Here is a 13,540-nt window from a genome sequence, read left to right on the forward strand (position 1 = left end):
TCCGGTAAGACAGGTCATACCGGTGGCCTGTCTTTAACCCATTTAAGTGAATAGTGATAAAATTAATTATCGCGGCTTGCGCAATGCAACAATCTGTGAAATTGAGCATTCCGGCTCGGGCACAGTGCCTTCAAACTGGTGAATGATCTGCCAGCCGTCAAACTGCTCTACCAACTCATTTTCCCGGAGTAAAAAATGAGGATTATGAGGCCTGCCATAGGCTCTTTGTACCTCATTGAAAGTCTCATAAATCACTAAACCCTTGTCAGCGATACTGGCTTTTATGCCCTTAAAAAGCGGCCGATGCAGGTAACGAAAGACAATGATGGCTCCAAACATTGTATCCACCAGCGGCTCTCCTGCTTCGAGATCGACCAACCAGGTTTTGGCAGGAAGCTTTTCGGTTTGAATAATGCTATCTATCTGACTTAGTTTATCGGCATCATGATCGGCAAACACAACAGGAATACCCAACCGGGCCAGGTACAGACCATTACGTCCGCTGCCACAAGCCAGATCCAATACCGATCCTTGTTTGGAAGCCTGTTTCAGCTCAGTAAGGAACCTCTCGACCAAGGCAGAATGTCCTGACTTAACACAACGAATTACCATAAAACGACTCACCTTTTGAAATTTTACTTATTACTCTCGACGTATCCCCTCGTTGATTCGTCCATAATAGTCTTTCCTGAACTGTTCCAGGGCAACGGCGACTTCCGAGTCTTCAGCGCCTATATGGAGTAATGCAACATGGGCGAGTTCTGCACTGGCCTCAAGGGTCTCTGAAACTATATAGTGCGCACCAAGCGTCTTAAGATCACGGCACTTGATTAGGTCATGACCCCGAGCAAAAATAGGAATATCTGGAAAATAATTATGCAGAGAGGCTACAACCAGCTCTGCCACATCCACGTCATCAATTGAAACGATCACAAAAGGTGCCTCGGCTGCACCCGCCGCTCTTAACACCTCGGGCCGCTGGACATCACCGAAATACACACACTTACCTTCTGAACGTTCGCGCTCTACAAGCGCTGCGTCTCTGTCGATTGCCACATAAGGCACTCCCATTAAATCCAAGATATAACCGATCCTATGGCCCATACGCCCAAACCCAGCAAGAATAACAGGCTTGGGATATTGCTCGGCATTATCTGACCTTATCTTACCAGTATCCAGATCTGGCGTAACTGTGATGCATCTACGCGAAGCTAAATAAATCCGGTTAGCCCATTTATCTAATGCAGGTGTTGCCAGCATGCTCAGCAAAACAACAATTAGAAGATGTTGGAATAATATATCATCCAAAAGCCCCATACTTTTAGCTAATGCAAATAACACCAATGCAAATTCACCACTTTGCGCCAAAAGTAAGGCTACCGAAATAGCGGGTTTTGCCTTTATGCCAAACAATCGTGACAAAAACCAAAGAATCAAGAACTTGATAACCATCAACGCCATTGCAATACCTAATAGCACAATGGCGTTATCTAAAAATCGATCAAAATTTAGGGACATGCCCATTGACATAAAAAACAGTCCAAGCAATAAACCCCGAAATGGCAGGATCTCGGCGGTAATCTGGTGGCGATAAGATGAATCGGCAATCAATAGACCAGCGATAAATGCTCCCATGGCCATAGATAACCCTATACTTTCCATTGCCTGTGCTGAGCCTAATACCAACAGTAAAGCCGATGCGGTAAAGATTTCAGGGGAACTAAACCGGACAACGATCTTAAGCAAAGGGCTCAAAATGTATCGGGCAGCAACAATAACGAGCAAAAGAAGAGTAATCGCTTCAGCCAAAGCCAGAAAAACATCTTCTGCTACTGTTAATTCCGGTGCGACCATGAATGAAACAAAAGCCAGCAGCGGAACCACCGCCAGGTCTTGTAACAGTAAGACAGCAACGGAAGGTCTTCCATATTCTGATGCTAGTGCCTTCCTTTCCGTTAACAGTTGAAGTACGAAGGCCGTAGAGGAAAGGGCTAACGCCGCGCCGATTAAAAGCGAAATTCTCCAAGAAGCATTAAGGAGTTCATGGGCTATTACCGTTATCAATCCACCCGTAATTACAACCTGAAGCGTTCCAAGCCCTAACACCAATCCCTTCATCTTCCATAGACGGGATGGGTTAATTTCTATCCCGATGATAAATAACAGGAAAATCACCCCCAACTCAGCGAAGTGCGCAATCTCAGCGTAATCCTGAATATATCCCAGTCCTGATGGCCCTAATACTATCCCCGCAACCAGAAAACCCGATATTGCGCCAAAACCTAGAGCTTGAAACAGAGGTACCGCAATGACTGCCGCGGATAACAGAATGATAATATCCGTCAAATATTCAAGATTCATAGACAGGTTCTCATCTATTACTATCAGAAATTTAATCCCTGAACAGGCGTGTAACCATCCAAGCCTTGAGATATCTCACTAGAATGAGCCCATATCCCTGGCATTATTAATGCCAACGTTTAACTTATAGGACAGGCATTGTTAATAAGCTATCAATTCTGTTAATTACAATGCATCGCAATACACATCCCGATCTGATCCTTTGCCCCTTCTCAAGCCCAACTCATCAACTATGATCATCATTCAACCAGCCAGAAGTGACTCATTGTTGAAATAACTAGCAAGATGCTCCGAATCTATGCATTGTTAATGGGTTGTGCTATCTGATTTTTTGTAACAAAATATTATTACGATTCATTGCACGTTGACAGCAGGGATTGCCTTATGAACAAACTACCGCTTGGGTTGGTTGCACTAACCCTTGTCTTATCCAGTTTTTTTTCCTCGGCATCACCAAAATCAGCGCCTGATTTTGAGATCCCGGCATCATCAAATCAACCGGCAACCTCATTGGTCGAGTTATCTAAGCAGGGCTGGGTTTATCTTGATTTTTGGGCAAGTTGGTGTACCCCTTGCCGATACTCTTTCCCGTTTATGAACCAGCTGCAGACTGAATTTGGAAATAAAGGCCTGACCGTTGTTGCGATCAACGTTGATGCAGAGCGCAGTAAAGCCGACAATTTTTTAAGGGATACCCCTGCAAACTTTACTATTGTGTATGATCCCGAAGGCAATATTGCTAGCGCCTATCAGGTACCGGGAATGCCTACCAGTTATCTCATTAAAGATGGTGAAATTGTTGGTCAGCACCTTGGCTTTAAAACCAGCCAGAGCGCAGAATTAAAACAACAGATTTCACAACTTCTCAATAATTAACATTACCAGTAATGGTGGCACAAGGAGTGTTCATGCTTGTTATTAAGAGGCTATTTCTGATCGGATGCGTAGGATTTCTTTGTTCGTGTAGTAACTTGGGCGTCAAGCCTTGGGAGCGAGATCTGTTGGCTGATCCCCGAATGGAGCTGCAAGCCAATGAGATAGATAAAAGCTTTGATGATCATATTTATTTCAGTAAAGAAGCCAGCAGTGGCGGACGGGGAAGTGCTGGAGGAGGTTGCGGATGCAATTAAACAAACTGGGAAAGATCAGCGGAGCCTTAGCGGTTGCCAGCCAAGTTTTACTCAATCCCACTGTGCAGGCAAAAGAAGATATCACGGCAGCTGAGTGGGATTATGATACCGCAATTATGTATTACGGTGAGGGCGACAGCCGTGTTAGTGCTCTTGAAGGAATGGTTGGCGCAACCCGAACCAATGGCGATGATCAGACATTGAGTCTGAAACTAACCGTGGATTCACTCACTGGGGCATCGCCAACCGGCGCTGTACCGCAGAATGAAGCACAAACTTTTACCCGTCCTTCAGGCAATGGCAGCTATACGGTCGCCCCCGGTGATACACCGCTAGATGATACTTTCAAGGATACGCGGGTACAGTTAAATGCAGGCTGGGCGTCACCAATCAACAGAGATTGGGATTGGTCTACCGGGGTTCATATCAGCAAAGAGTATGACTACTTATCACTGGGAGCCAATGTTGGATTTAGTCGTTCATTAAATCAAAATAACACCGTACTCACTATGGGGCTCGGCGGATACTTCGATACCATTGAGCCGGAGGGGGGGATCCCTGAACCACTGACTGCAATGGTGTTACGAGATGACTTTACGTCTGAAGCGGCTTATCGCGCAGCTTTTGATGCCACGCGGGGCCAATCTAGCGATACCAAAACCACCACAGAACTCAACGTTGGTATCAGTCAGGTCATAAATCGCGGGTTAATTACTTCACTGAACTATAGCTTTGCTCAGATCGATGGTTATCTGACCGATCCATTCAAACTGATCAGTATGGTTGATGATAACGGCGCAGTGCAACAGAACCTTTATGAGAATCGACCTGACTCTCGCACCAAACACGCTCTGTTTTGGCAGACCAAAGCGTATTTGAATGGACAGGTGTTCGATATTGGTTATCGCTATATGTTTGATGATTGGGAGATACAATCTCATACCATCGATTTCCGCTATAACTATCAGTTTGGAGCGGGGCATTATCTGGAGCCGCATCTGCGTTTCTATCGCCAATCAGAGGCGGATTTTTATGCGCCGTTCCTGATGGAAGGTGAATCAGTACCAGCTTACGCAAGTGCCGATTATCGCTTAGGTAAAATGAATACCTATACTGTTGGACTAAAATACGGCATGTTGCTGGCCAATCGCCAGGAAGTATCGGTGCGGTTTGAGTACTACATGCAGCAGCCTGAAGATGCCGGCTTTAGTGCGCCGGGGCAACTTTCTGGACTTGATCTGTATCCGGATGTGCAAGCTGTTATTCTTCAGTTAAATTATCACTTTTAGCGAATAGCATGGATACTCTCATAAACCGACTGGAACGCAAAAATGGCCATTGGCGCGGAACGTTCACCGCGATGGCCAGTTTGTGTGAAGTTCTGATTGAACCTTGTGAATACTCCTTTGCCAAAGAGCTGCTTGATTGTGCCCAGCGAATAGCAACAGATATTGAAGCCAAGTTCAGCCGATACCGGTCGGATAATTTGTGCTATCAGATCAACAACAGTAACGGAAAACCGGTGGCGATCGATCCCGAAGCATTCAGTTTGCTGAATTTTGCCGATACCTGCTTTGAGATCAGCGATGGATTGTTTGACCTTACTTCTGGCGTGCTTAGAAATGCCTGGAAGTTCGATGGTAGTGGCAATGTGCCATCACAGCAGCAAATTGATCGGCTACTTCCCAATATCGGGTGGAAGAAAATATCTTTTGACGCCAATACGATTAGTGTACCGGGTGGGATGGAAGTCGATTTTGGCGGTATTGGCAAAGAGTACGCCGTCGATCGCGTTGCCACTGAACTTGCCCGGTTAGCTCCTGATCTTTCGGTGCTGGTAAATTTTGGTGGTGATCTTGCTGTCAGCAAGCCAAAAGTTTCGGGGCAAAGCTGGTCAGTTGGGTTTGAGTCAACAAAAGGCTCAGCTAAACGTGGCTTTTTAATGTTGAGCCAGGGCGGCCTTGCCACCAGCGGCGATGCTCACCGTTATTTATTGAAAGACAATATCCGCTATAGCCATATTCTGAATCCGCGCACGGGCTGGCCTGTCTCCGGTGGGCCGGCTCAGGTGACGGTAGCAGGCAGTAATTGCCTTCAGGCGGGAATTTTAAGCACGATTGCGATGTTGCACGGTAACAATGCCAAAGCCTTTCTTGATGATCAAGAAGTACGCTACTGGATCACGTAAAAAAATTCTTTTTGATTAGTTTATTCGGGAGTATGTTGAAAAAAATGAATACTGAGAAGTGGTATCACAAAAAGTCGTTTGTCGTGCTGATCATCTTTATTGTCGGGCCTTTTGCACTGCCTTTGGTTTGGATGTCTCCTAACATAACGTTGAAATGGAAAATTGTCGTGACAATAGGACTCACGGTCTTAACTTACTTCACGTATCAGTCTTATCTTGAAGTGAAATCGATGGCTGACGATTATATGCAATTATTACAGTAGACTTGGTACGATATTATAAGTGGCTAAGTTTATCCGTTCTAATCTCATTAACTAACGCGTCGCCCCACCAGCCCGGCTTATTCAATCGATTTTTTTTACCATATGCATCAAATGTTTACGCGCAATGCCTGAAATCATCGGTAGCTTATAGAGGTTGTCCATCAAACGCTGATGGAGTTTTTCCTCTTGGTTAAGCAAACGATAGAAAGAGAGCAACTCGCGGTTAATATGGGCATCACTGCCAAAGGTTGCCTCAAGATCGTACCGATCCCTTATGATCTGAGCATTAATATTTCTTCTTTTTGGCAATCCGTGATTATAGGTCTCCACAGCATCGACCCTTTTGAGAACACTTTTAATGTACGTCTTGTTCTTGAGATAATTTTTCTGCGCAAGACCGTTGATGTGGGGAATAGAAATATGGCACTCCCTTTCTTCGAGCAAATCAAGAAAATAGTGAATATCTTTGTTGGTTCTGGCCATTCTGTAAGGATGCTTATTGCCCTCGACCTCCTGAATATAGAACTCTTCAAGCGCCTGAATTTGTCTGAAGTAAACCAGGATTTCAAAACCATCCTCACAACCCAATTCAATACCAGGTACATTGTTGATCCCGGCGCCGGAAACCGCCACAGCTCCCCGGATCTCATTATGATCGGTGATGGAAATGAGATGTTTCTTATCCTTTAAGAATTCAAGAAAAAATGGCGTGGTATTAAAACCGTCTGATGCCGTGGTATGAAGGTGAAAATCCAGGTAGATAATTTCATCACTGGGCTTAAAGTCATAAAAGACAGAAAAAAAATCGGATAGTTTGTCAAATTCAATCATATTGGCCTCCTTATACCCAACTAACCTCAAGATGCTCGTTTCAGCGAGAGTTTACTTGGGTATATAAAGGATAGGTGAAATAGATGAATTTTAAACTCTTCATTAAATTCAGAAAAAAATGCTATTGGTTAGTATACTTGGGTATACACCTTAATTCCTATTAGCCTATGGTGTACGCCAATGAAAGAAATACCGCCAACAGTCAATCAGCGAAATAAGGTGGTCGATAGCTGTAATAACGGCAGCCCTCCCCCACTGACAGAAGCAAAAAAGCTCATTGCCACGGAGCTTTTTCATGCCTGCGACCCCGAACTATTTGATTTTGAAACCACAGATGAAATCAAACCGATTGCTAGTCCCCTCGGGCTCGATCGCGCGATTGAAGCCATAAAGTTGGGTATTGGTATCCCCTCTAGCGGATTCAATATCTATGTCATGGGTTCAACCGGGTTAGGTAAACACGCCATGACACAACAGCTTCTTACCGAGCACCACGATAAGAATAAGGCGATTTCTGACTGGTGTTATGTCAATAACTTCCGCGAACCCACAAAACCTGTGGCGATGCAATTACCCGCGGGGATGGGAAAACGACTGCGACATAAAATAAAACAGCTGATTGAGGAGCTGAGAAATACGGTGCCTTCTCAGTTACAAAGTGAAGATTTTACCCGTCGTACCGATCAACTTCAAAACGAATTAAATACAAGGGAGATTGCAGCATTCCAAGCCATCGAAAAAAAAGCAAATAAACAGGGCTGTGTGTTAAAAAAGTCTAAGACTGGCTACCTTATCCAACCGGAAAAAGACGGTAAAATAATAACTAAAAGTGAATTTACCGTACTCCCCGTCAAAGAACAGAAAGCGATTGATAAATCGATCGAAGAGCTGAGACGGCTGCTGGTCAACCTGCTCAACCAGGTTCCATTATGGGATCAAGAGATGAGGGACAAAAAAGAACAGCTAGAACGAGAGTTTGTCGGTATAACACTTGACTACCTTACCGGGCATTTACCGGAAGATATGCTGGCAATTAACGCCGTTAACGACTATATCGCCAGCCTTAAGGAACATGTTCTCGATAACATTAAGCTCTTTAGCGGCACCCTTGAAACTGAAGTCGAAGTATATAGCGGGCATAAACCCATCTTTGATCCCTTCACCGCCTATGAAATCAACGTCATTGTCGACAACAGCAAAGCTGAGCGGATACCCATTATTTATGAAGACAACCCCAGCTATGTAAACTTAGTGGGAAGCATTGAACACCGGGGGGAGTTTGGCACCTTTGTCACTAACTTCACATTGATTAAACCCGGCGCATTTCACCGGGCCAACGGAGGCTACCTGCTGATTGATATTATTCAACTGTTAAACAAACCTTTTGTCTGGGATGTATTTAAACGCTCCTTGCTTTCTAAAGAGCTCCGGATCCAACCTCTCGAACAGTTTCTCAGTATCAACACCATCGCCTCCCTGGAGCCTGAGATCATCCCGCTCGATGTGAAAGTGATCCTGATGGGGGATCGGATAATGTATTACCTGCTCAAACACTATGATCCGGATTTTGCTCAGCTGTTTAAAGTACAGGCCGACTGCTCAGAAGAGATCAATCGAGATCCCCAGTCATGCCAACTCTACAGCCAGTTTATCAAGTCACTGCAAATCGAAGAAAACACCCGGCCACTGGATCGCGCCGCAGTTGCAAAAGTGATCGAATATTCCGCACGGCAAATGGACGATGGCGAAAAGCTGTCCCTGCACCGAGGTAACCTACGCAGTTTATTACTGGAGGCTAACTACTGGGCAGAGCAGAAAAACCATAACCAGATCGACGCTCAGACAGTACAGCAGGCCATTAAGGCAAGGCAATACCGTACAGGTTACCTTAAAGAGCGTATCACGGAAAATATTCATCGCGGGATCAGCGTAATAGAGACCAGCGGCAATAAAATCGGCCAGGTTAACGGGCTCGCGGTAGTCAGCGTGGATGAAACCATGTTTGGCCGTCCGTGTCGGATCACTGCCACGGTCCATCTGGGCCAAGGGAAAGTGATCAACATTGAGCGCGAAGTGGATTTAAGCGGTCCTAGCCATTCCAAGGGGGTGATGATCTTAACGGCTTTTCTACGCGAGCGGTATGAGCAAATACTGCCTCTCTCTTTTTCCGCCACCCTGACCTTTGAGCAGTCCTACGGCATGATAGACGGCGACAGTGCTTCGGCAGCAGAGCTCTGTGCCTTATTATCCGCCATCGCCCAGATCCCGCTGAAACAAAATATTTCTCTCACCGGCGCTATCGACCAACATGGCAATATCGAGGCCATCGGCGGGGTCAATGAAAAAATCGAAGGCTTCTTCGAGATCTGCAATGCCAGCGGATTAACAGGCGACCAAGGTGTGATCATCCCCAAAACCAATCTTGTCCATCTGATGGTTGATGAAGAGATCCGTCAGGCCGTCGCTGAAGATCGTTTTCATATTTGGGCTGTAGACCATATCGAACAGGTCATAAAACTGCTTACCGGACTCGAAATGGGCGAGCCGGATTCAAAGCAGAGATACCCGCTGAAAAGTATCAACGGAGCGATAGCCTCACGAATCAAGGCAATGAATAAAGCCCATAAACAGTTTCTCAATGAATCAAAACCTGCTGATAAAAGAGGTAAGCAATCAAAATAGGAAATACTGTCTAAATACCAAAATAATTCCATACCGCTTCAAGATGAGTGAACTCTGCATTTCGACGTTATACAATGCCGACTTCTGAATAACACCGACGGGCTTTATATCGTGACAACATCCCAAACCGCAAATACCGTTATCGTGCTCGATTTCGAAACCACCGGCTTATCGCCAAATCAGGGGGATCGCGCAATTGAAATTGGAGCGGTTTTGATTGAGCAGGGAGAAGTGGTTGAGCGCTTTCAACAGCTAATGAACCCTGGCTTTCGGGTTAGCAGTTTTATTGAGCGCTATACCGGCATTACCAATAACATGCTACGAATGGCCCCACCTTGTGATGAAGTCATGGATCAGTTTGCTGATTTTATCGGTGATCACAATTTAGTCGCTCATAACGCTTCGTTTGACCAGCGTTTTCTTGACGCCGAACTGAATAATATCCGGCGCGATTATGAAGGGGAATTTGCCTGTTCGATGCTGATTGCCAGACGCCTTTACCCGCACGCACCTAACCATAAACTTGGCAGCTTAGTTGAGTACAAGAACATCAATAATGATGGCGTTTTTCACCGCGCATTGGCCGATTCAGAGGTGACGGCTAAACTGTGGCTACTGATGTTAGAGGATATGGATAAGCTGTATCAACTATCCGGCCCTTCCTTCTCTTTGATGCAAGAAGTCTCACGCAAGGCAAAAGCGGCTGTGCCTGGTTTTCTTCAACGCCAAGCAAAGTACTAAACCATATACCCAAGTTATCTCAAGATGCAGAATCCAGAGTGATGCCAGCCAGTTCAATTTACAAAAAGGCATTAGGTGCTAAATTTTACAAAGCATAATATATCAAGCTTAGCCTTCTTTCGGTGCCAGCCACTGCACCAACAGACGGGTCACGTCGGGGCTGCTCAATAAGTCCATGTGATTCATACGGTAAAAAATCCACTGCGATTCATCTTCAAATTCCAGATTTCGCTGTGTGTCGTTATGCTGGCCCAAAGCACTGCGTAACGGCACCAGGCCGTCGCCAATCAGGCTATCCGCTAATCTAGTGCGTTTGGCTGCCGTGGTCGCGGCTACCGTATAGCAAGCCACGCCCTCAGGCAAAGGTACAATCTGACGGTTATCCGGTTTACGGTGAAAGCGGTCGTGACCATTCCAGTCTTCGTCCACGACATGACCATACCTCAAATCGGTAATACCGGCACTGCGCAATCCGCTAAGCGCGGAAAAAGGCGCAGTATAAGGTGTACTGCCCAAAATCATGTCCACCCAGTTTCCAGCCCGCTCCAACGGAGCTCCATGATGTGGTGTACCAAGAAACACGATCTTTTTCAGGTACTCTGGCCAGGTTAAAGAAGCTTGATTTGCATAGTGAACCGCACTGCGGGTTAGCAGGCCGCCCATGCTATGGGCTACTACGGTCAGCTCTTCTATCGGTGTGGGCCAGTGGGTGATCAGCAGTTCCAGCTGGGCCGAAAGTTCACGTCCGTTTTGCGACGTATGCAGGCCGGAATTATAACGCAAGTAAACCGGAGTATAGTCCAGAGATGAAGCGAGAGCCTCACCATGGTCGAGTGTCTGCTCTTGATCCTGCACGGACCATTGCAGATCATTCATACACAGACCATGAATAATCAGCACTATCTTGCCCGTCGCTTCAGGTATTAACGGGGTGCTCTCTGAAGTTAATAACATAGACTGCCCGTTCAACGCTTTGCGCTGATAGCGCAAGGTCATTGGGGTTGCGAGCGGATTGTCACTTTCGACCAGCCGGTCACCAATCACACCATTCAGCGCCGCAAGAACCGCTTCGCGCTGAGGCGTTCCGGATTTTCCACGATCAAGAGATTCGAACTGGGGCTGCAGCTTTGCCAATACCGCATCGCTTCCCTTTCCCAACAGTTGCGTGATCGTGATAATACTTTTGTAAACCAGGCCAGTAATGCCGCGGGTTTTCCCGGGCGCTTTACCGCCGCGAACGCCGATTGTGCTCCATACCGACTGATGCACACCTTCTGCGACACGGGTCACTCCCAGCGTCGCTTGCGTGGCTAATTTAGCAATCCCTCTAATATCCGAAGCGCGCAGATGTTTGAGTGGCTTTTGGGGATCAGGTTTAGTCATTGATACAAACTCCATCTTCGCGATAGCGGATTCAGAAAGTATATTCCTTACCACAATATACCCCACTACGCACATAGCAAGCTGTAAATAGTAATCTGAAATAGAAACACTCTTCTTAGTGCTTATTCACAATAATTTATCCATGTTCATTTCAAGGGATATAATATTGTGAATAGACGACAATGCTTTATTTAAATACATATAATCATGATTTACATTAACTTTATGACTAAATCTAATATTCATGAGGGCTTTTATTTAATTATTCTCATAAAACAGACATATTGTAATAAATATTTAGACTACCCTGATATTTTCACTACTAAGTATAGTATTTATGAAGATGAGCCTCATCATCAGTATTATCATCGCATTATTTAGTTCATATACCTTAGCTGTTGACTCAACAGCTCAAAATCACAATAAATCTAATTCTTCAGACCAAGAGGAACAAGTGATAAACGGGATAATAGAAGAAACTGAAGATATGGAAGATATGGAAGATATGGAAGATATGGAAGATGATGAAATAATAATCGAAGAAATAGAAATTGAAGACGAATAAATGAACATTATTCCAATTGACAATTAAAAAGGGATTGTTGCAACGATCCCTTCCAGCCACGCAGATCAGAACGCATCCTATATACTCATTTTACTGTCTTAGCGCGATAACTTTTGAACTTGGTTAATCTGTTTTCCCATTACTGCTTTCTTTTTGCCAAGGCCAACGACCCTCTACCTCCAGATGCAGAGTAACGCTTAAAAACGACCGAATCATTACGATTAAAGCCAGTATACCAACGTTTTCTATAGACTCCGCAACCACGACAGTTCGGATTATATCTCCGGCGATGAGGAACTCCAGACCAAGGATAATAGAACGCGCAAGATTGCGCCGATAGTTCTTATAAGCTTTTCCCTCCGAGAGCTTTTTAAATGTAAACAGGAAGTTCGCAGTGGCTGAAAAAGATCCTATTATTACGACAAGCACACCGAATGCCTCTATGGCATAGCCCACTATCTTGATAATCTCGATAAACTCTCTTTCCATAGTACTATCCGTTTATGATGCGTCCTGAAATGCCAAGAAAATTTGACGACTAATCGACAGATTGATTACTTCAAAATGACGTTATCTCTCGATATCAGTCTCAAGTCTGCCAAGGATAACGTCTTTTGACCATTTCAGTTATAATAATAACTCTTAGTTTCCTACTGCTACCGAGACTTCTGATTTGCCACAAGATATTACGCACAGCTCACATCCAGCCTGTTCCATTAAGATCGCAACTTTTAATTTATTTAATTATCTTGAGCCACCCTCAGCTTTTTATGACTTTGACCGGATCTACAGCCAGGAGCAATGGCAGAAGAAACAGGGCTGGATCAGTCGCTATCTGGCAGAGCACCAGCCCGATGTGATTGGTTTTCAGGAGGTATTCAGCCCCGAATCACTGCTAAACAGGGGGATGTGCTTTTTTCCATAGCGATTGTTTCAACTCCGTCCAGCTCCATTCTTTCGCCCATCGCCAACATGCGTTTGGTTTCATTTTCCATAACAATGTTCCTTAAATCACTTCCCAACCAGACAGTTGAAAGTAATTCACATAGCAATGCTTCTTGATACCTGTGTTTATTGAATCCAGTGTTCCTTAAATCCACTTTTGCTCAAACCGATCGCTACTTACGCCCGCTTTTTCTCTTTTGCTTCCACCTGCTGATAGATTGCATACAGATCTATCTCGTGCGGTTTGTTACCTTTCGCGTATTCTTTTTCCAGAAGCTGGTTCAAGTGTATCAATTGCTTGGGAGGGTTAACCCATTGGGATTTGGGCAGGGGCTTTGACCATTCCACTAGCTTGGGGGTGTTTAATACCGCTTGGGGCAAGGTTTCATTGTGGCGTTCCATAAATGACTGGGCCCAGTGATTTAAGCTCAACCAATTGCCGAACCGCCAC

13 protein-coding genes and 1 pseudogene are annotated in these 13,540 nt (G+C 45.1%); 8 read left to right on the forward strand and 6 right to left on the reverse strand.

All coding sequences use genetic code 11. From position 1 onward, the window contains the following. Positions 1-66: 66 nt before the first annotated feature. Complete coding sequence (locus R3289_RS15015; RefSeq protein ID WP_318926500.1) at positions 67-612, reverse strand: hypothetical protein; 546 nt, start codon at positions 610-612, stop codon at positions 67-69. A gap of 30 nt (positions 613-642) precedes the next feature. Beyond that, the gene (locus tag R3289_RS15020) at positions 643-2,361 is read right to left on the reverse strand and encodes a monovalent cation:proton antiporter-2 (CPA2) family protein (protein WP_318926501.1); all 1,719 of its coding nucleotides are present in this window, start codon (positions 2,359-2,361) and stop codon (positions 643-645) included. A 384-nt stretch (positions 2,362-2,745) separates the two neighbouring features. On the opposite strand from R3289_RS15020, the gene R3289_RS15025 reads away from it, so the two are divergent. From R3289_RS15025 to R3289_RS15045, 5 genes are read left to right on the forward strand one after another with little or no spacing between them, the layout of a single operon-like run. After that, on the forward strand, positions 2,746-3,237 hold the full coding sequence (locus R3289_RS15025; RefSeq protein WP_318926502.1) for a TlpA disulfide reductase family protein: 492 nt from the start codon (positions 2,746-2,748) through the stop codon (positions 3,235-3,237). Positions 3,238-3,269: 32 nt separating this feature from the next. Then, positions 3,270-3,491: a DUF4266 domain-containing protein gene (locus tag R3289_RS15030; protein ID WP_318926503.1), complete on the forward strand. Its 222-nt coding sequence runs from the start codon at positions 3,270-3,272 to the stop codon at positions 3,489-3,491. After that, positions 3,482-4,780: a DUF3570 domain-containing protein gene (locus tag R3289_RS15035; protein ID WP_318926504.1), complete on the forward strand. Its 1,299-nt coding sequence runs from the start codon at positions 3,482-3,484 to the stop codon at positions 4,778-4,780. The genes R3289_RS15030 and R3289_RS15035 overlap by 10 nt, the downstream gene beginning before the upstream one ends. Before the next feature lie 8 nt (positions 4,781-4,788). Next, the gene (locus tag R3289_RS15040) at positions 4,789-5,679 is read left to right on the forward strand and encodes an FAD:protein FMN transferase (protein ID WP_318926505.1); all 891 of its coding nucleotides are present in this window, start codon (positions 4,789-4,791) and stop codon (positions 5,677-5,679) included. Between the two features lie 44 nt (positions 5,680-5,723). After that, positions 5,724-5,942 carry a hypothetical protein gene (locus R3289_RS15045; protein WP_318926506.1) on the forward strand — a complete coding sequence of 73 codons (219 nt, stop codon included), beginning with the start codon at positions 5,724-5,726 and terminating at the stop codon, positions 5,940-5,942. Positions 5,943-6,023: 81 nt separating this feature from the next. Here R3289_RS15045 and R3289_RS15050 read toward each other — a convergent pair whose 3' ends face one another. Then, on the reverse strand, positions 6,024-6,773 hold the full coding sequence (locus R3289_RS15050; protein ID WP_318926507.1) for a PHP domain-containing protein: 750 nt from the start codon (positions 6,771-6,773) through the stop codon (positions 6,024-6,026). Positions 6,774-6,953: 180 nt separating this feature from the next. Between R3289_RS15050 and R3289_RS15055 the strand changes: the two genes are divergently transcribed. Then, positions 6,954-9,455, forward strand: coding sequence for a Lon protease family protein (locus R3289_RS15055; protein ID WP_318926508.1), 2,502 nt, complete (start codon positions 6,954-6,956; stop codon positions 9,453-9,455). 111 nt (positions 9,456-9,566) lie between these two features. Further along, positions 9,567-10,196 carry a 3'-5' exonuclease gene (locus R3289_RS15060; RefSeq protein WP_318926509.1) on the forward strand — a complete coding sequence of 210 codons (630 nt, stop codon included), beginning with the start codon at positions 9,567-9,569 and terminating at the stop codon, positions 10,194-10,196. Between the two features lie 108 nt (positions 10,197-10,304). Here the strand turns inward: R3289_RS15060 and R3289_RS15065 are convergent, their stop codons facing one another. Then, positions 10,305-11,579 (reverse strand): alpha/beta hydrolase, encoded by a 1,275-nt coding sequence (locus tag R3289_RS15065; RefSeq protein ID WP_318926510.1) that lies wholly within the window; start codon positions 11,577-11,579, stop codon positions 10,305-10,307. 343 nt (positions 11,580-11,922) lie between these two features. Here R3289_RS15065 and R3289_RS15070 point away from each other — a divergent pair, with 343 nt between their 5' ends. Beyond that, positions 11,923-12,144: a hypothetical protein gene (locus R3289_RS15070; protein WP_318926511.1), complete on the forward strand. Its 222-nt coding sequence runs from the start codon at positions 11,923-11,925 to the stop codon at positions 12,142-12,144. 123 nt (positions 12,145-12,267) lie between these two features. On the opposite strand, the gene R3289_RS15075 is transcribed toward R3289_RS15070, so the two are convergent. Then, positions 12,268-12,633 (reverse strand): DUF1622 domain-containing protein, encoded by a 366-nt coding sequence (locus R3289_RS15075; RefSeq protein WP_318926512.1) that lies wholly within the window; start codon positions 12,631-12,633, stop codon positions 12,268-12,270. 633 nt (positions 12,634-13,266) lie between these two features. Beyond that, a pseudogene (locus R3289_RS15080) lies at positions 13,267-13,540 on the reverse strand (hypothetical protein); the annotation flags it as partial.

Source organism: Photobacterium sp. (assembly GCF_033720175.1).
Lineage (GTDB): Bacteria > Pseudomonadota > Gammaproteobacteria > Enterobacterales > Vibrionaceae > Photobacterium.